Below are 16,208 nucleotides of genomic sequence, written 5' to 3'. Positions count from 1 at the left end.
ATGGTTCGTCAACCATTTACCGTAGGCTCAATAAACGGCCTTCGCCGGTACCAGCACCCCTTCCTCCAGCCGGAGAACGCGCTGGGCGCCGGCCGCGATCTCCGGGTCGTGGGTAGCGATCACGTAGCTGGTCCCGAGCCGCTCGTTCAACTCCAGCATCAGGCGGAACACGCTGCGGGCGGTGTGGCGGTCCAGGTTACCGGTGGGCTCGTCCGCCAGCACGCACAGGGGCTCTGTCACCAGCGCCCGGGCCAGCGCCGCCCGCTGGCGCTCGCCCCCCGAGAGCTCCCCAGGGACGTGGTGCTGGCGCGCCGCCAGCCCCACCTGCTCCAGCATCCGCGCCGCCCGGGCAGCCGCCTCCTCCTTGGGCAGGCGGCGGATCAGGAGCGGCATGGCCACGTTTTCCAAGGCGGTGAATTCCGGCAACAGGTGATGGAACTGGTAGACGAAACCCAGGGTCCGGTTGCGGAGCCGATTGCGCTCCGCTTCGCTGATCGCGTGGATGTCCTGCCCCTGCACCCGCACCTCTCCCGCCGTGGGCGGGTCGAGCCCTCCGAGCAGATGCAGCAGGGTGCTCTTACCCGATCCCGACGCGCCGACGATGGCGAGGCGCTCGCCGGGCTCGACGGTCAGGTCCACCCCCAGCAGTACTTCCACTGCAGTGGGACCCTCCCCGTAGGTCTTGCGCAATCCCCGGCAGGCGATCACCGGCCTCGCCTCCTCCCGCGCCGGCGCCCCGGCCCGCGCGCCGCTCACCGGGGCCGTGCGGTCATTCATAGCGCAGCGCCTCCGCCGGGTTCACCCGGGAAGCCCTGAAACTCGGGTAGAGGGTGGCCAGCAGGCTCAGGGCGAGGGACACGCCGGCGATGGTGATCACGTCCTTCGATTGCAATTCCGACGGCAGCTCGCTGATCTGGTAGACGTCCTTGGCCAGGAACTGGACGCCGAACAGGCCCTCGATGAAGGGCACCACCACGTCCACGTTCCACGCCAGCAGCACCCCGCCCGCCACGCCCAGCAGGGTGCCGATCACGCCAATCAGGGAGCCCTGTACCATGAAGATGCGGGTGATGCTCCCGGGGGTCGCCCCCATGGTGCGCAGGATGGCGATGTCGGCCCGCTTGTCGGTCACCACCATCACCAGGGTGGAGACGATGTTGAACGCGGCCACCGCCACGATCAGGGTGAGGATGATGAACATGACGCGCTTTTCGATTTCCACCGCGCGGAAGAAGTTGCTGTGCTGGCGGGTCCAGTCGCTCACGTACAGGTCCCCGGGCAGGGTCGCCGAGAGCTCCCGCGCCCTCCGCGGCGCGGCGAACAGGTCGTCGAGCTTGAGCCGCACGCCCGAAACGGCGCCGCCCAACTGGAACAGGGCCTGGGCATCGGCCAGGTGCACCAGGGCGAAGCCGCTGTCGTATTCGTACATGCCCACTTCGAACACGCCCGCCACGGTGAACTGCTTGAGCCGGGGCAGGATGCCGGCCGGGGTCACCATCCCCTGGGGCACCACCAGCACCACCTTGTCTCCCGGGAAGACGCCCAGGATGCGGGCCAGGTCGATTCCCAGCACGATCCCGAACCCGCCGGGCTCGAGGGCCTCGAGGCTGCCCGAGCGCATGTGGTGTCCCACGTCGGCGACCCGGGATTCCGCCGCCGGGTCGATGCCCCGCACCACCACCCCCTGCACCCGGCTCTGGTGGGTAAGCATGCCTTGCCCGAGCACGTAGGGCGCGGCGGCCAGCACGCCGGGATGTTTGAGCGCCTGAGCCTCTACCTCCCGCCAGTCCCGCAGCACGTTACCCGGGCCCGAGATCTGGACGTGGGAAACCACCCCCAGGATGCGGGCCCGCAGCTCCTTCTGGAATCCGTTCATCACCGAGAGCACCACGATCAACGCCGCCACCCCCAGGGCGATGCCGGCCATGGAGATGAGGGAGATGAAGGAGATGAAATGGTTGCGGCGCTTGGCGCGGGTATAGCGCAGGCCGACGAAGACTTCGTAAGGTTGCAATTCAGGCCGTCGCTTTCGAAGGAAGGCGGGCCAGAGTCTGCCACATTCTTCCGGTGCACGCACCCCGGGCCGCCCGCCGGGAAGAGGAGCTCCTCCGAGGAGCCGGTGTACAATGCCCCCTCCAACCGCGCCGCGCGGTCCTTGTGCCCCCGTGATCGTCCATCTGCTGGTTCCCCACCTTCTTGACCTTCTTGATTTCGACGCCTCGGACCCCTCGCCGTTCGCAGATCTTTCCCTCGAGGGCCTGGAGCGGCTCCTGTCCCGGGGCCGGTGGCAGCCGGCCGAGCCCGCAAGCCCGGAAATCTGGCTATGCCGAGCGTTCGGCGTCGAGCGCCAGCAGGACTGGCCGGTCGCCCCCCTCACCCTGGCGCTGGACGAGGGCGCGCCGGGCGGCGCCTACTGGCTGCGGGCCGATCCGGTCCATCTTCAGGTCGAGCGGGATCGGGTGCTGCTCGCCGACAGCGGCGCGTTCGAAGTGAATCAGGCGGAAGCCGCCGCCCTCACCGACACCCTGAACCGGCATTTCGCCGAGGAAGGGCTCGCCTTCTACCCCATGCGGCCCGACCGGTGGTACCTGCGCCTGCCCGCCGTCCCCCGGCTCCAGACCCGGCTCATCGCCGAGGCGATCGGGCGGGACGTGGACGCTTTTCAGCTCACGGGCGAAGACGCGCCCCGCTGGCAGCGCCGGCTGACCGAGATTCAGATGCTACTCCATGAGCATCCCGTCAATCTCCGGCGGGAGGCGGAAGGGCGGCCGCCGATCAACAGCGTCTGGCTGTGGGGGGGCGGGCGCGAGGTCCCCGCACCCCGGCCCGTCTTCAGCACCGTGTACGCCCGCGACGTCCTGGCGCTCGCCCTCGCCCGGGCCGCCGGCGTTGCGGCGCGCGCCCTCCCCCCTTCGGCCCGGGAATTCTTCGCCGGCCCTCGGGAGGAGGGTGAGGTGCTGGTGGTCCTGGACCGCCTCCGGGGCGCGGTCCAGTACGGGGACGTCCAAGGCTGGCGGGAGGGCCTCGCCGCCCTGGAAGGGCAGTGGTTTGCTCCCCTGGAAGCCGCCCTCGGCGCGAAGCGCTTCGAGCGCCTGGTGGTGACCCCGGTTCCCGCCCCCGTGCAAGTCCAGGTCCGGGCTTCGGACCTGCGCCGTTTCTGGCGAAGGAAGCGACCGTTGCCCGTGTGGGCGGCGAGAAGCCGGGGAGGCTGACCGTGCCCCGGCTCATCTCCCGGGAAGTCCCCTCCGACGCCGAGCAGGCTCTGAGGGGAGCGGGAATCCATCCCGTGCTGGCCCGGCTTGCCGCGGCCCGGGGCGTCGCGGCGCCGGAGGAGCTTTCCGCCCGCTTCGCCGCCCTGCTCCCCTACGACGGGCTGCGCCAGGTGAGGGAGGCGGCCCGGCTCCTGGCGGAGGCGATCCAGGCGGGCAAGCGGCTCCTGATCGTGGCCGACTACGACGCGGACGGCGCCACCGCCTGCGCGGTGGGGCTGCGAGCGCTCAAGGCCTTCGGCGCCCGGGTGGATTACTTGGTGCCCAACCGTTTCGAGACGGGCTACGGCCTCAGCCCTGAGATCGTGGAACTGGCCGCTCACCTGAAGCGCCCGGACCTCCTCATCACCGTGGACAACGGCATCGCCGCCGTGGAAGCGGTGGAGGCGGCCCGCCGGCTGGGGATGGAGGTGGTGATCACCGACCACCACCTGCCCGGGCCCGTCCTGCCCCGGGCGGCGGCCATCGTCAACCCCAACCAGCCCCAATGCCCCTTTCCCAGCAAGGCCCTGGCCGGCGTCGGCGTCCTGTTCTACCTGATGCTGGCTTTGCGGGCGGAGCTGCGCGCCCGCGGAGCCTTCGCCCGGACGCCCGAGCCCAACTTGGCCCGGCTCTTGCCCCTGGTGGCCCTCGGCACCGTGGCCGACGTGGTGAAGCTGGATCACAACAACCGCATCCTAGTGCACCAGGGGCTCGCGCGCATCCGGGCCCTGGACGCGCCCCCCGGTGTGCTGGCCCTGTTCCAGGCCGCGGGGCGCGACCCGCGCCGGGCGAGCGCCTACGACCTGGGCTTCTGCCTGGGCCCGCGCCTGAACGCCGCGGGACGGCTCGCCGACATGAGCTTAGGGATCGAGTGCCTCACCACCGACGACCCGGTCCGGGCCGAGGCCATCGCCGCGGAGCTGGACCGGCTCAACGCGGCGCGCCGGGACATCGAGGCGGACATGCACGAGGCGGCCCTGGAACGTCTGGAAGACTTCGACCCCGGAAGCCGCTGGAGCCTCGCTCTCTACGAACCCTCCTGGCACCAGGGGGTGATCGGCATCCTCGCCGCGCGGCTCAAGGAACGCTTCCATCGCCCCGTGATCGCTTTCGCACCGGGGCAGGCCGGCGAGCTCAAGGGTTCCGGCCGCTCCATCCCGGGCCTCAACCTGCGGGACGCCTTGGATCTCGTGGCCAAGCGCCGGCCCGGGTTGATCGTCCGCTTCGGTGGCCACGCCGCCGCGGCGGGCCTGACCCTGCCGGCGGAGGGGCTAGAGGCGTTTCGCGAGGCCTTCGAAACTTGCGCGCGGGAGCTGCTCACCGAGGCTGACTTGGAACAGATCCTGGAGACGGACGGCCCCCTCGATCCCCGGGACGTCGACCTGGAGCTCGCCCGGCTCCTCGCCCGGCACGTCTGGGGCCAGGGGTTTCCGGAGCCCCTGTTCGACGACTGCTTCCTGGTGGAATCCCAGCGGGTGGTGGCGGGCCGTCATCTCAAACTCAGGCTTGCCAAGGCGGGCGCCCGATTCGACGCCATGCTGTTCTTCCACGCCGGGGAGCTGCCCTCCCGCATTCGCGCCGCCTACCGGCTGGAGGTCAACGAGTTCAACGGCGAGGAGCGGGTGCAGCTCACGATCCGGCACTGGGAGCCGGCCTGAGCCTGTCCTATTGAGGCTCCAGTAAATGGTTGACGAACCATTTACCGCCGAGCGTCGTCAAGCCTTTTTAGGACGCTCGGTAGCGGCCGCGCGACGTTATAATTTGTCATTTTACAGAATCTTCCGCCCATGGACGCCGAAACCCTCAACGACATCGAGCAATCCCTGGAAGACCTGGCCCGGCGCACCTCCGAACTGCGGAGGTATCTTTGACTACGATGCCAAGAAAACGCGCCTGGCCGAAGTCGTGCGCCTGAGCGAGGACCCGGCGGTCTGGAACGACCCCCGCCGCGCCCAGGAGCTGGGACGCGAGCGCAAGGCCCTGGAATCGGTGGTGCTTCGCCTTTCGCGCCTCGGGCAAGAGCTCAAGGACGCCGGGGAGCTCTTCGCCCTGGCGCGGGAAGAACGGGACGAGGCAACCCTCGCCGCGGTCGCCGCCGACGCGAAGCGCCTGGAGAAGCAGGTGGCGGAGATGGAATTTCACCGCATGTTCTCCAACCCCATGGATCCGAACAACTGCTTCATCGACATCCAGGCCGGTTCCGGCGGCACGGAGGCCCAGGACTGGGCCCAGATGCTGGAGCGCATGTACCTCAAGTACTGCGAGCGCAAGGGCTTCGACGTGGAAGTGCTGGAGGAATCGCCGGGGGAGGTAGCGGGCATCAAGAGCGCCACCCTGAAGGTGACAGGCGACTACGCCTACGGGTGGCTGCGCACCGAGACGGGAGTGCACCGTCTGGTGAGAAAGTCCCCTTTCGACGCCAACGCCCGGCGGCACACCTCCTTCGCCAGCGTCTTCGTCTACCCGGAGGTGGACGACTCCATCCAGGTGGAGATCAACCCGGCGGACCTGCGCATCGACACCTACCGGGCGAGCGGCGCCGGCGGCCAGCACGTGAACCGCACCGACTCGGCGGTGCGCATCACCCATCTCCCCACCGGCATTGTGGTCCAGTGCCAGAACGACCGCTCCCAGCACCGCAACCGGGCCGAGGCCATGGCCATGCTGAAGGCCCGGCTCTACGAGCTGGAGCTGCGTAAGCGGGAGGCGGAGCGGCAGAAGCTGGAGGAATCCAAGACCGACATCGGCTGGGGCCACCAGATCCGCTCCTATGTCCTCGACCAGTCCCGCATCAAGGACTTGCGCACCGGCGTGGAGATCGGCAACACCCAGGCGGTGCTGGACGGGGACCTGGACGAATTCATCACCGCGAGCCTCAAGCAGGGGGTGTGACTGGCAGGTCCTGGCCGGATCCGGAAGGCCCACTCCCGGGCTTATTGCGCAGCGCGCGAACGGGGGGAGCCTTGCGACACGTTTTGGCTTTTGTGTCACAATCAAACTCCTCGGGAGGAACGCATGAAAACGCTCACCGTCCGCGAGGCCCGGGAAGCTCTGAGTCATCCCGAACGGTTGTTCGCTGACCACGACGAAGTCCTGGTCGTTCGTCGCGGGAAACCGATCGTTCGCATTCTGCCCGCAACCCCGAAGCGCAAGGTGCGCTCGCTCGCGAAATTTCGGGCCGGCCAACGCATGCAGCAGGTGCCGAGCGAGGCCGTCATCGGCCAAGATCGCGAAGAAAGCGGTCGATGATCTATGTGGACACCAGCGCGCTCATGAAGCGCTATATCGCAGAGCCCCAGAGCGCGCCTTTCGACGCCTTCTTCATCGCCCACGCGCCGGTGGCCGCCAGCCGCCTGACGCTGGTGGAGATGCGCTGCGGCCTGGCGCGGCGGCGCCGCGCAGGACATATCGACCGGCGCTTGGAAAAGCGCGCCCTGGAGGAAATACGCACCGACATCCAGGATGGCGCCATCGTCCTTTATCCCGTCAGCGACGCTTCCGTGGCGGATGCCTTCCATCTGCTCGGTCGCGTCGCGAATACGCCGCTGCGAACCCTAGACGTGCTGCACCTTTCCCTGGCCGAGTCCCTGGGCGCCTCCGGTTTCGCGACTTCCGACAGAAATCAGGCCGAGGCGGCGCGCGCCCTCGGCTTTCGGGTGACGACCTTTTTCTGACCGGACACCTCCCATGACCGGCAACACTTCCGAAACCATGCCGCTGGAAGAAAACCAGATCATCGCCGAGCGCCGGGCCAAGCTCGCCGAGCTGCGCCGCCGGGGCCCGGCCTTTCCCAACGATTTCCGCCGCGACGCCCTGGCCGCCGATCTCCACGGAAAGTACGGCGCGATGAGCAACGAGGCGCTGGAGCCCCAGGCCGTCCAGGTGGCAGTGGCGGGCCGCATGATGTTGAAGCGCCTCATGGGCAAAGCGGCCTTCGCCACGCTCCAGGACATGAGCGGCCGGATCCAGATCTACGTCACCGTCAACGATGTGGGCGCCGAGCAACTGGAAGCGTTCAAGCACTGGGACCTGGGGGACATCCTGGGGGCACGGGGTACCCTCTTCAAGACCAAGACCGGGGAGCTCACGGTGAAGGCGCAGGAGCTCAGGCTCCTCGCCAAGGCGCTGCGCCCGCTGCCGGAAAAGTTCCACGGTCTCGCCGACCAGGAACAGAGGTACCGGCAGCGCTACCTGGACCTGATCACCAACCCGGAAGCGCGGCAGGTGTTCGTCACCCGCACCCGGGTGGTCCAGGCCCTGCGGGAGTTCCTGAACGCCCGGGGCTACCTGGAAGTGGAAACGCCCATGATGCACCCGATCCCCGGCGGGGCCGCGGCCCGCCCCTTCGTGACCCACCACAACGCCCTGGACATGGAGCTCTACCTGCGCGTCGCCCCCGAGCTCTACCTCAAGCGGCTGGTGGTGGGAGGGTTCGAGAAGGTGTACGAGATCAACCGCAACTTCCGTAACGAGGGGATCTCCACCCGCCACAACCCCGAGTTCACCATGCTGGAGTTCTACGAGGCCTACCAGGACTACCGCTTCCTCATGGGCTTCACCGAGGAGATGCTGCGGGAGGTGGCGCTCCAGGTGCTGGGAACCACGCGGCTCACCTACGAGGGCCGGGAAATCGATCTCGCCAGGCCCTTCGCCCGCTACACCATCCTGGAGGCGATCCAGGCGTTCCACCCCGAGTACACCGATGCCCGGCTCGCCGACCGGGCCTTCCTCGTCAAGGAGCTCGAACGGCTCCAGGCGCCCTACAAGCCCCAGGACGGCCTCGAAGGGCTGCAGCTCAGCCTGTTCGAGGAAACCACCGAGCGCCTGCTGTTCGAGCCCACCTTCATCCTGGACTATCCCGCGGAGGTCTCGCCGCTCGCCCGCCGCAGCGACGCCAACCCGGAGGTGGCCGAGCGCTTCGAGCTCTACATCGCGGGCCGCGAGATCGCCAACGGCTTCTCGGAGCTGAACGATCCGGAAGACCAGGCCGAGCGCTTTCTCGCCCAGGCGCGGGCCAAGGCGGCGGGGGACCTGGAGGCCATGCACTTCGACGCCGACTATATCCGCGCCCTGGAATATGGGCTTCCGCCCACGGCGGGCGAGGGCATCGGGGTCGACCGCCTAGTGATGCTCTTCACCGATCGCCCCAGCATCCGGGACGTGATTCTCTTTCCCCAACTCAAACCCCAGTAGCCTCGACGATTCTCCCGACGCGCGTAAATCTTGCCCTATACCGTCAGCGGGCGTTGCGCCTTGCCTCGTATTCATCGGCACGAGCGACGAAATCCCTATCCTTGAAGCGAGCGTGGCAGCTGCGACAGGCACTCAAATCTCCTGCCGCGGGTCTTCCGTCCGGCTCATAGTTCGCATAGACCCACTCCCCCGTACGCAGCTCGGGCGGCACTTGCTCGCCCCAGCCAAAACCCTTGCCCATGACGAAGATCTTGGTCAAGGCGCCCTTTTCGAGTTTGCCAGCGGCGTCCCGTACGGGTTTTCCATCCGATCCCACCCGCACCGAATAAAGCTCCATCACGAGCACCGTGCCATAGGGGAAAGGCCGGGTGGAACGGCTTCCCTGGCTATTGATATAGATGTCCCGCACTTGTTTAAGGTCGGGTCGCTCCACAGCGAGCAGCTTCACAGGCCAGGCTCGGTAGCCGACGGGCAGTTCAAGCTCTCCGTCCCGCCGCGACTCGTTGGGGAACGCCACGTCCGCAAAAAACAGACTTGACGATAGCCATCCACAAAATAGAAATAGAGCCTTGCGCATTTAGGCCTTCCTCCCAAAACCCCCGCGACGGCCAGAGAAAACGCGGGTCTGCGGGGGGATGAGGTTGTAAAGAAGATCTCTATGCCTTGATCCGGCGCGGTCTTTCTGCCCCTGGCAGGGAAGCGAGGGCTCGGAGCTTTATTTACCGACGATGTCCGGTTTCATCGCCGCCAAAGCCGCCAGGAGCTCGTTTTTCTCTTTCTCGGGGACGCGGAACTTGTCGAGGCTTTTGACCAGATCCTCCACCAAGGCGTTGAAATGGGCCTCCGTGATTCCCATCCCGGCATGGGCTTCCTTCATACTCTTACCCGTGTATTTACAAGGCCCACCGCTAGCTTCGCAGATTTGGTCCACGAGCATTCTCTTCAGCCGGGGAATATCGGCGTTGGCAAAAAAGCCGTTGATGCGGGCATCGGCGGCCACATTGCCGATGAAGTCATCCACCACCGCCTGAATCGCGGGCTTGCCGCCAAGACGCTCGTAGAGAGACTTCCCGGACTTCCCGGTCGCGGCGCTCTGGGCCGCGGTACAGGCGGTCAACACGGCCACCAGACCGAAGACCAAGAACGAACGGCGGAAACGAGTTTTCATGATGGCGCTCCTTTTTAGATTGCATCGTACGGGACATCCCGCACTGGCTAATACGCAAGAAGCGCGATTACAGATTCACTCCATGGCCATCAGGGTCGCCTGATAGAGCACCGGACCCGTGGGCGCTCCAGTGGGAGACCCTCCTTTCGGCTCCAGGCTGACCGCCACGGCCTTGGCCTGGTAAAGAGCGCGTTGGGCAGCCGGAGAAAGGGCCAGCGCTCCGCTGCCACTGGGCGGGAGCAGGCCCGCCGAGACAGGGGCCCCCTCGCCCTGGGGAATCAGCCATAGTTCGAAAGACCGATCGGGGCTCAGGGCCTGGGGCTGAAGCGCGGTAAAGCGCAGGGAAGGGGCTGCGCCGGGCTGGGCCCCCAGGATCACGAGCCAGGCAGGCTGATTCTGGGCGCCGGTCAACACCGCCACCGCAGGACGGGCGGGCTCTACCGCCGGCTCCCGCCCGAGCTGGATGCCCAGCATCACGGCAACCAAGGCCGCGGCCGCTGCGAAGGCGCGCCACAGCACTAGCCGGTTCCACCAGGCTTCAGGCGCTGGCCGTGCTGGGGCGATGCGGGCTCGGATCGCCCGCCATACCCGCTCGGGAGGTTTGACCGGAGGCACCGATTCAGCCAGCGTGTTGAGTTTCATTTCCCAATCCTCCACGAGCCGGCGCAGTGCCGGGTCGTCGAGCAGCAGGTGTTCGAAGCGCCGCCGAGCGCGACCCCGAAGGGTGCCGAGCACATATTCGCCCGCCAGCAGCTGCCTCAACCGTGGATTGTCGTATCTCATCGCCCCAGGCACCTGCGCAACTGCTCGAGACCTCGCCGGATCCATGTCTTGACCGTGCCCAGGGGCTCGCCCATGTGCTGTGCCAGCTCTTCATGGGTTAGGCCCTGGTAGTAGGCGAGGGCAATCGCCTGGCGTTGGCGCGATTGGAGCCGCGCCAGGCACTCCTGCAGCACCCGTGCCGCGGTGGAGGAAAGCATTCGATCCGGCGGATCCGCATGCTCGTCCTCCACGGCCAGCTCCGAGAACGCTTCACCTTCCAAGGGAGTCTCTGGATCGACCCGCCGCAGCCAATCCAGCGCCCGGTTACGCAAAATCGCAGCCATCCAGGCGAGGGCCTCGCCTCGCTCCGGCCGATAATCCGCGGCATGGCGCCATACCGCTAGGAAACAGTCCTGGAGGACGTCTTCGGCCCAATCCCGGCGCCTGAGCATGCGCAGCGCCAGGGCAAACAGCCGAGGCGAGGTCAAGCGATAAAGCCGCTCCAGAGCCCTCTCGTCCCGCAGCGCACAGCGCGCGAGCAACCGGGCGGGCGTGTCCTCGGCATCGAGCGCCGTAGAAGCCTTTTGGCGGGATCGGACCATAGCTTCTCCCGTCGACGAAGGCCGAATCGGGCCCGGCCTTCGCCAGCAGTATATATAGTTAAGATAATGCCCGCTTGCGGCCGGCAGCGCTGCAGGCTCGTCCTTTGGCATACAATTTTCTTAGTACGGATGACGAGAGCGGCTGGATTCAGCCCTCGGAGCTCAAAGCCCTTGGAGGTGGAGTGTGGAACGACCCCTCTGGACCCCATCGCCGCAACGCATCGCTAGAGCCAACCTGACTGCCTTCATGGCCCACGTGGGCGCCCGATGGGGCGTGGAGGCCCAGGACTACGGGGGCTTCTATCGGTGGTCCATCGAACAGCCTGAGCGGTTCTGGGTCTCGGTGTGGGATTTCTGCGGCGTCGTCGCTGAAACCCGGGGCGAGCGGGTGCTGGTGGACGGGGACAAAATGCCCGGAGCCCGCTTCTTTCCGGACGCGCGGCTTAACTTCGCCGAAAACTGCTTGCGCCGACGGGACGAGGCGCTGGCCCTCGTCTTCCGGGACGAGGCGGGGCGCAGGCGCCGCCTCACCCACGCCAAGCTCTACGACGAGGTCTCGCGCCTGGCACAAGCCCTCGCCGCCGCGGGGGTGCGCCCCGGCGACCGGGTCGCGGGCTTCTTGCCCAACCTGCCCGAGACGGTGATCGCCATGCTCGCGGCCGCGAGCCTGGGGGCCGTGTGGTCTTCCTGCTCCCCAGACTTCGGCGTGCAAGGGGTGCTGGACCGCTTCGGCCAGATCGAGCCCAAGGTGCTCTTCACCGCCGACGGCTATCACTACGGCGGGAAAGCCTTCGATTCCCTCGCTCGGGCGGCGGAGTTCGTCCCGCGGTTGCCCAGCGTAGAGCGGGTGGTGGTGGTGCCCTACATGAGCGAGCGCCCGGACGCGGGCCGGGTGCCCAAGGGAATCCACCTCGCCGAGTTTATCGCCCCGTATTCGCCCCAGGATATCCCATTCGCCCGCCTGCCCTTCCACCACCCCCTCTACATCCTCTACTCTTCCGGCACCACCGGCGTGCCCAAGTGCATCGTCCACGGCGCCGGCGGCACTCTGCTCCAGCACCTGAAGGAGCACCAGCTACACACCGACCTCAAGCCCGGCGACCGGCTTTTTTATTTCACCACCTGCGGCTGGATGATGTGGAACTGGCTCGCCTCGGGCCTGGCCTCGGAAGCGACGCTCATGCTCTACGACGGCTCCCCCTTTCATCCTGGCCCCACCGCTTTGTTCGATTACATCGACGCCGAGGACATCACCGTGTTCGGCACCTCCGCCAAGTACCTCGACGCGGTGAAAAAGGCTGGGCTAACGCCCATAGAGACCCATCGCCTCGCCTCTCTCAAAACGATCCTCTCCACCGGCTCGCCGCTTCTGCCCGAGTCCTTCGATTACGTGTACGACAAGGTGAAAAAGGACCTGCTCCTTTCTTCCATCTCCGGCGGCACCGATATCGTCTCCTGCTTCGTCCTGGGCTGCCCCCTGCTGCCGGTGTGGCGCGGAGAGATCCAGTGCCGGGGCCTCGGCATGAAGGTGGAGGTGTTCGACGAGGAAGGCCGCCCGCTTCCCCCGGGCGAGAAAGGGGAGCTGGTGTGCACCGCCCCCTTCCCCTCCATGCCGGTCGGCTTCTGGAACGACCCTGATGGGGTCAAGTACCGCGCCGCCTACTTCGAGCGCTTTCCCGGCGTGTGGCACCACGGGGATTACGCGGCCCTCACGGAGCATGACGGGGTCGTCATCTACGGGCGCTCGGACGCGGTGCTCAACCCGGGGGGCGTACGCATCGGCACCGCCGAGATCTATCGCCAGGTGGAGCAGTTGCCCGAGGTGGTAGAGAGCCTGGTGATCGGCCAGGACTGGCCGCCCGATCACCCTACCGATGTGCGGGTAGTGCTGTTCGTGCGCCTCAAGGAGGGCCTCACCCTGGATCAGGCGCTCATCGACATAATCAAGCGCCAGATCCGGGAAAACACCACGCCCCGCCACGTCCCCGCCAGGATCGTGCAGGTGACCGACATCCCCCGCACCAAATCGGGCAAGATCGTGGAGCTCGCCGTGCGCAACGTGGTGCACGGCCGGCCGGTGAAGAACCTGGAGGCGCTCGCCAACCCCGAGGCCCTGGAGCAGTTCCGCAACCGGCCCGAGCTGCGGGATTGAAGCACGCCCCGCCGTTGACTTATACCCTGGTGGGGTATAAGATGACTGCGCTCGCCGGAGGCCGCCCGGGCCAGGCAGGGAGGAATACCCTTGAACGCGCCGTACCGCAAATCGCTGGAGCTTCCCGTCGCGGGCATGACCTGCGCGGCCTGCGCCGCCCGGATCGAGAAGGTGCTGAACCGCCTACCCGGGGTGCAGGCCGCGGTCAACTTCAACGCGGAGAAGGCGCGGGTGGAGTTCGACCCGGCACTGATCCCACCCGAAGCCCTCGAGGAAGCCATCGAGCGGGCGGGCTACCAGGTGCCCGCCCGTACCGTGGAGCTCAAGCTCTCCGGCATGACCTGCGCGGCTTGCGCCGCCCGCATCGAAAAGGTGCTGAACCGCCTGCCCGGGGTGCAGGCGACGGTCAACTTCGCCGCCGAGCGGGCGCGGGTCACCTACTCGCCCGCCCTAGCCGACGTGCCCGCGCTGATCGCGGCGGTGGAGCGCGCCGGCTACGGCGCCGCCGAGCTCACCGAGGAGACCCGCGCCCGGGAGAAAGCCGAGCGCGAGCAGGCTTATCGCCGGGAGCTCAGGCGCTTCTGGATCTCCGCCGCCCTCACCGCGCCGCTCCTCGCCCAGATGGTGCAGATGGCGAGCGGCGTCCACGAGGAGCTTCTGCCGCGATCCCTCCAGTGGCTGCTCGCCACGCCGGTGCAGTTCTGGATCGGCCGCCGTTTCTACATAGGCGCCTGGCACGCCCTGCGGGGAGGCGGGGCCAACATGGACGTGCTCATCGCCCTGGGCACCTCGGCCGCCTATTTCTTCAGCGCGGTGGTGACCGCCTTCTCCCTGGGCCAGCACGTGTATTTCGAAGCGAGCGCCGCCATCATCACTCTGGTGATGCTGGGCAAGCTCCTGGAAGCCCGCGCCAAGGGCAAGACCTCGGCCGCCATCGAGGCGCTGATGCGGCTACAGCCCAAGACCGCCCGGGTGGAGCGGGACGGCCGGGTCCTGGAAGTGGACGCCGCCAGCCTCAAGCCCGGAGACGTGTTCCTGGTGCGGCCCGGGGAGCGCTTCCCGGTGGATGGGGTGGTGATGGAAGGCGCGTCCAGCGTGGACGAATCCATGCTGACCGGCGAGAGCCTGCCCGTCAACAAGCAGCCGGGCAGCCCGGTCTACGCCGGCACCGTGAACCAGCAGGGGTTCCTGCGGCTGCGCGCCACCGGCGTTGGGGCCGAGACCCAGCTTGCTGCCATCGTGCGCATGGTGGAGGAAGCCCAAGGCTCCAAGGCGCCCATCCAGCGCCTGGCGGACCGCATCTCCGGCATCTTCGTCCCCATCGTGGTGATTATCGCCGCCCTGACCCTGGCCGGCTGGTGGGTCGGGAGCGGCGACTTCGCCGGCGCCCTGATCAACGCCGTGGCGGTGCTGGTGATCGCCTGTCCCTGTGCTCTGGGGCTCGCCACTCCCACCGCCATCATGGTGGGCACCGGCCGGGGCGCCCAGGCGGGCGTGCTGGTGAAGAACGCCGCCGCCCTAGAGCGGGCCGAGCGCATCACCACCCTGGTGGTGGACAAGACCGGCACCCTCACCGAAGGGCGCCCGGCGGTCACCGACCTGGTCCCCCTGCCAGGGGTCGCCAAGAGCGAGCTCCTCGCCGTGGCGGCAGCCCTGGAGCAGGCCTCCGAGCACCCCCTCGCCCGGGCCATCGCGGAGCGGGCGAAGGAAGCGGGGGTCGCGCCGCTCCCCCTCGCCGACTTCACCGCGGTGCCCGGCCGGGGCGTGGGCGGGCGCGTCGCGGGGAAGCCCGCGATGCTGGGCTCCCTCGCCCACTTGGAAAGCCAGGGGGTGAAGGTGGACGAGGCCCTGGTGGCGCCCCTGGAAGCCGAGGGCAAGAGCGTGGTGGCAGTGGCTTGGGACGGGCGGCTTCTCGGCGCCATCGCCGTCGCCGACCGGCTGCGTCCCACCTCCCCTCGGGCCGTGGCGCGGCTCAAGGCCATGGGAATCCAGGTGGTGATGCTCACCGGGGACAACCAGGCCACCGCCCGGGCCGTGGCCCGGCAGGCGGGCATCGACCGGTTCCACGCCGGCCTCTCGCCGGAGGAGAAGCGGATCGAGGTGCTGCGCCTCAAGGAAGCGGGCGAAACGGTGGGTATGGTGGGCGACGGCATCAACGACGCGCCGGCCCTCGCCGCCGCAGACGTGAGCTTCGCCATGGGGGCCGGCACCGATGTCGCCATGGAGACCGCCGACATCACCCTCATGCGCAACGACCTGAATGGGGTGGCGGACGCCCTCTCCCTCTCCCGCGCGACCCTGGCCAAGATCCGCCAGAACCTGTTCTTCGCCTTTTTCTACAACGTGCTGGGCATCCCCCTGGCGGCCCTGGGGCTCCTCAACCCGGTGATCGCGGGCGCCGCCATGGCCATGAGTTCCGTGTCGGTGGTGAGCAACGCCCTGCTGCTCCGGCGCTGGCGGCCCGGCGCCGGCCCCGAGGAGCGAAGCCGCGGATCAAGGGAAGCCAGCCGGCCGGTGCCCACGTCCTCCATCACCGGTTAGCGTTTTTTTCGATAAAGGGAGAAAACCATGCAAACGGTCACCCTGAAAGTGAAAGGCATGAGCTGCCAGGGTTGCGTGAAGAGCGTGAAAAGCGTGCTCGAGGGGATCGACGGCGTCGGGAGCGCCGAGGTGTCCCTGGAAAAAGGCGAGGCCCGGGTCGAGTACGACCCGATGCGCACCAACGACGAGGCGCTGCGCGCGGCGATCGAGGGGGCGGGATATGAGGTCGCCGCCGCGTAGCCGATCCGAGCCTCCCCACCCGCCGAAGCGGGTGGTGCAGCCCCGCAAGGAGGCCCTGATGAAGCGCCTCAACCGGATCGAAGGCCAGGTGCGGGGCGTGGCGCGGATGATCGAGGAGGACCGCTACTGCGTGGACATCCTCATCCAGATCTCCGCGCTGCGCTCGGCGCTGGATGCTGTGGCGATGCAGCTCCTGGAGGACCACACCCAGGGGTGCGTGAAGACCGCCATCCGCTCAGGAGACGGGGAAGCGGCCATCGCCGAGCTGATGGAAGTGGTGCGCAAGTTCGCCCGCTGAT

The 16,208-nt window shown here is 67.7% G+C and carries 16 protein-coding genes; 10 read left to right on the top strand and 6 right to left on the bottom strand.

Annotation, left to right across the window (positions count from 1 at the left end; genetic code table 11):
• Positions 1-27 precede the first annotated feature (27 nt).
• Together lolD and ACTFO6_RS10440 are read right to left on the bottom strand one after the other, a co-directional pair.
• The gene (gene lolD / locus ACTFO6_RS10445; protein WP_439934403.1) at positions 28-777 is read right to left on the bottom strand and encodes a lipoprotein-releasing ABC transporter ATP-binding protein LolD; all 750 of its coding nucleotides are present in this window, start codon (positions 775-777) and stop codon (positions 28-30) included.
• On the bottom strand, positions 770-2,014 hold the full coding sequence (locus tag ACTFO6_RS10440; RefSeq protein ID WP_439934402.1) for a lipoprotein-releasing ABC transporter permease subunit: 1,245 nt from the start codon (positions 2,012-2,014) through the stop codon (positions 770-772). Before ACTFO6_RS10440 ends, lolD begins: the two co-directional genes overlap by 8 nt.
• Before the next feature lie 151 nt (positions 2,015-2,165).
• On the opposite strand from ACTFO6_RS10440, the gene ACTFO6_RS10435 reads away from it, so the two are divergent.
• The 6 genes from ACTFO6_RS10435 to lysS all read left to right on the top strand — a co-directional run bounded on the left by ACTFO6_RS10435 (position 2,166) and on the right by lysS (position 8,444).
• Positions 2,166-3,212 (top strand): phosphoglycerate mutase, encoded by a 1,047-nt coding sequence (locus ACTFO6_RS10435; protein ID WP_439934401.1) that lies wholly within the window; start codon positions 2,166-2,168, stop codon positions 3,210-3,212.
• Positions 3,213-3,214: 2 nt separating this feature from the next.
• Positions 3,215-4,909 carry a single-stranded-DNA-specific exonuclease RecJ gene (recJ, locus tag ACTFO6_RS10430; RefSeq protein ID WP_439934400.1) on the top strand — a complete coding sequence of 565 codons (1,695 nt, stop codon included), beginning with the start codon at positions 3,215-3,217 and terminating at the stop codon, positions 4,907-4,909.
• A 129-nt stretch (positions 4,910-5,038) separates the two neighbouring features.
• Positions 5,039-6,143, top strand: a protein-coding gene (prfB, locus tag ACTFO6_RS10425) for a peptide chain release factor 2 (protein ID WP_439934399.1) whose coding sequence is annotated in 2 segments (ribosomal slippage) — positions 5,039-5,119 and positions 5,121-6,143 — 1,104 coding nt in all. Because the reading frame shifts where the segments join, the coding sequence is not laid out codon by codon here.
• A 123-nt stretch (positions 6,144-6,266) separates the two neighbouring features.
• Entirely contained in the window at positions 6,267-6,500 is a 234-nt protein-coding gene (locus ACTFO6_RS10420; protein WP_439934398.1) for a type II toxin-antitoxin system Phd/YefM family antitoxin, read from the top strand.
• Positions 6,497-6,925 (top strand): type II toxin-antitoxin system VapC family toxin, encoded by a 429-nt coding sequence (locus tag ACTFO6_RS10415; RefSeq protein ID WP_439934397.1) that lies wholly within the window; start codon positions 6,497-6,499, stop codon positions 6,923-6,925. Before ACTFO6_RS10420 ends, ACTFO6_RS10415 begins: the two co-directional genes overlap by 4 nt.
• Positions 6,926-6,938: 13 nt before the next feature.
• Complete coding sequence (gene lysS / locus ACTFO6_RS10410; protein ID WP_439934396.1) at positions 6,939-8,444, top strand: lysine--tRNA ligase; 1,506 nt, start codon at positions 6,939-6,941, stop codon at positions 8,442-8,444.
• A 43-nt stretch (positions 8,445-8,487) separates the two neighbouring features.
• On the opposite strand, the gene ACTFO6_RS10405 is transcribed toward lysS, so the two are convergent.
• The 4 genes from ACTFO6_RS10405 to ACTFO6_RS10390 form a co-directional block, all read right to left on the bottom strand.
• Positions 8,488-9,021 (bottom strand): cytochrome P460 family protein, encoded by a 534-nt coding sequence (locus tag ACTFO6_RS10405; protein ID WP_439934395.1) that lies wholly within the window; start codon positions 9,019-9,021, stop codon positions 8,488-8,490.
• 138 nt (positions 9,022-9,159) lie between these two features.
• Positions 9,160-9,585 (bottom strand): group I truncated hemoglobin, encoded by a 426-nt coding sequence (locus ACTFO6_RS10400; protein WP_439934394.1) that lies wholly within the window; start codon positions 9,583-9,585, stop codon positions 9,160-9,162.
• Between the two features lie 102 nt (positions 9,586-9,687).
• Positions 9,688-10,374 carry an anti-sigma factor gene (locus ACTFO6_RS10395; protein ID WP_439934393.1) on the bottom strand — a complete coding sequence of 229 codons (687 nt, stop codon included), beginning with the start codon at positions 10,372-10,374 and terminating at the stop codon, positions 9,688-9,690.
• A 17-nt stretch (positions 10,375-10,391) separates the two neighbouring features.
• A complete protein-coding gene (locus ACTFO6_RS10390; RefSeq protein WP_439934392.1) occupies positions 10,392-10,976 on the bottom strand; it encodes a sigma-70 family RNA polymerase sigma factor in 585 nt (194 codons plus the stop codon).
• 247 nt (positions 10,977-11,223) lie between these two features.
• Between ACTFO6_RS10390 and ACTFO6_RS10385 the strand changes: the two genes are divergently transcribed.
• The 4 genes from ACTFO6_RS10385 to ACTFO6_RS10370 all read left to right on the top strand — a co-directional run bounded on the left by ACTFO6_RS10385 (position 11,224) and on the right by ACTFO6_RS10370 (position 16,207).
• Positions 11,224-13,128, top strand: coding sequence for an acetoacetate--CoA ligase (locus tag ACTFO6_RS10385; RefSeq protein WP_439934448.1), 1,905 nt, complete (start codon positions 11,224-11,226; stop codon positions 13,126-13,128).
• A 90-nt stretch (positions 13,129-13,218) separates the two neighbouring features.
• On the top strand, positions 13,219-15,669 hold the full coding sequence (locus ACTFO6_RS10380; protein ID WP_439934391.1) for a heavy metal translocating P-type ATPase: 2,451 nt from the start codon (positions 13,219-13,221) through the stop codon (positions 15,667-15,669).
• A 27-nt stretch (positions 15,670-15,696) separates the two neighbouring features.
• Positions 15,697-15,909, top strand: a complete 213-nt coding sequence (locus ACTFO6_RS10375) for a heavy-metal-associated domain-containing protein (RefSeq protein ID WP_439934390.1) — start codon at positions 15,697-15,699, stop codon at positions 15,907-15,909.
• Positions 15,910-15,967: 58 nt separating this feature from the next.
• Positions 15,968-16,207: a metal-sensitive transcriptional regulator gene (locus ACTFO6_RS10370; protein ID WP_439934389.1), complete on the top strand. Its 240-nt coding sequence runs from the start codon at positions 15,968-15,970 to the stop codon at positions 16,205-16,207.
• Position 16,208 lies beyond the last annotated feature (1 nt).

The organism is Pelomicrobium sp. G1 (genome assembly GCF_051905455.1).
Taxonomy (GTDB): Bacteria; Pseudomonadota; Gammaproteobacteria; order Burkholderiales; family UBA6910; genus Pelomicrobium.
Note: the sequence above shows the minus strand (reverse complement) of the source record. Positions and strands in the feature narration are given on the sequence as shown.

What these genes read in the sequence shown, in the direction of transcription:
- ACTFO6_RS10420 (WP_439934398.1), top strand. Translation starts at nt 6,267, where the DNA reads ATGAAAACGCTCACCGTCCGCGAGGCCCGGGAAGCTCTGAGTCATCCC.
- ACTFO6_RS10415 (WP_439934397.1), top strand. Translation starts at nt 6,497, where the DNA reads ATGATCTATGTGGACACCAGCGCGCTCATGAAGCGCTATATCGCAGAG.
- ACTFO6_RS10385 (WP_439934448.1), top strand. Translation starts at nt 11,224, where the DNA reads ATGGCCCACGTGGGCGCCCGATGGGGCGTGGAGGCCCAGGACTACGGG.
- ACTFO6_RS10370 (WP_439934389.1), top strand. Translation starts at nt 15,968, where the DNA reads ATGAAGCGCCTCAACCGGATCGAAGGCCAGGTGCGGGGCGTGGCGCGG.
- ACTFO6_RS10405 (WP_439934395.1), bottom strand. Translation starts at nt 9,021, where the DNA reads ATGCGCAAGGCTCTATTTCTATTTTGTGGATGGCTATCGTCAAGTCTG.
- lysS (WP_439934396.1), top strand. Translation starts at nt 6,939, where the DNA reads ATGACCGGCAACACTTCCGAAACCATGCCGCTGGAAGAAAACCAGATC.
- ACTFO6_RS10390 (WP_439934392.1), bottom strand. Translation starts at nt 10,976, where the DNA reads ATGGTCCGATCCCGCCAAAAGGCTTCTACGGCGCTCGATGCCGAGGAC.
- ACTFO6_RS10375 (WP_439934390.1), top strand. Translation starts at nt 15,697, where the DNA reads ATGCAAACGGTCACCCTGAAAGTGAAAGGCATGAGCTGCCAGGGTTGC.
- lolD (WP_439934403.1), bottom strand. Translation starts at nt 777, where the DNA reads ATGAATGACCGCACGGCCCCGGTGAGCGGCGCGCGGGCCGGGGCGCCG.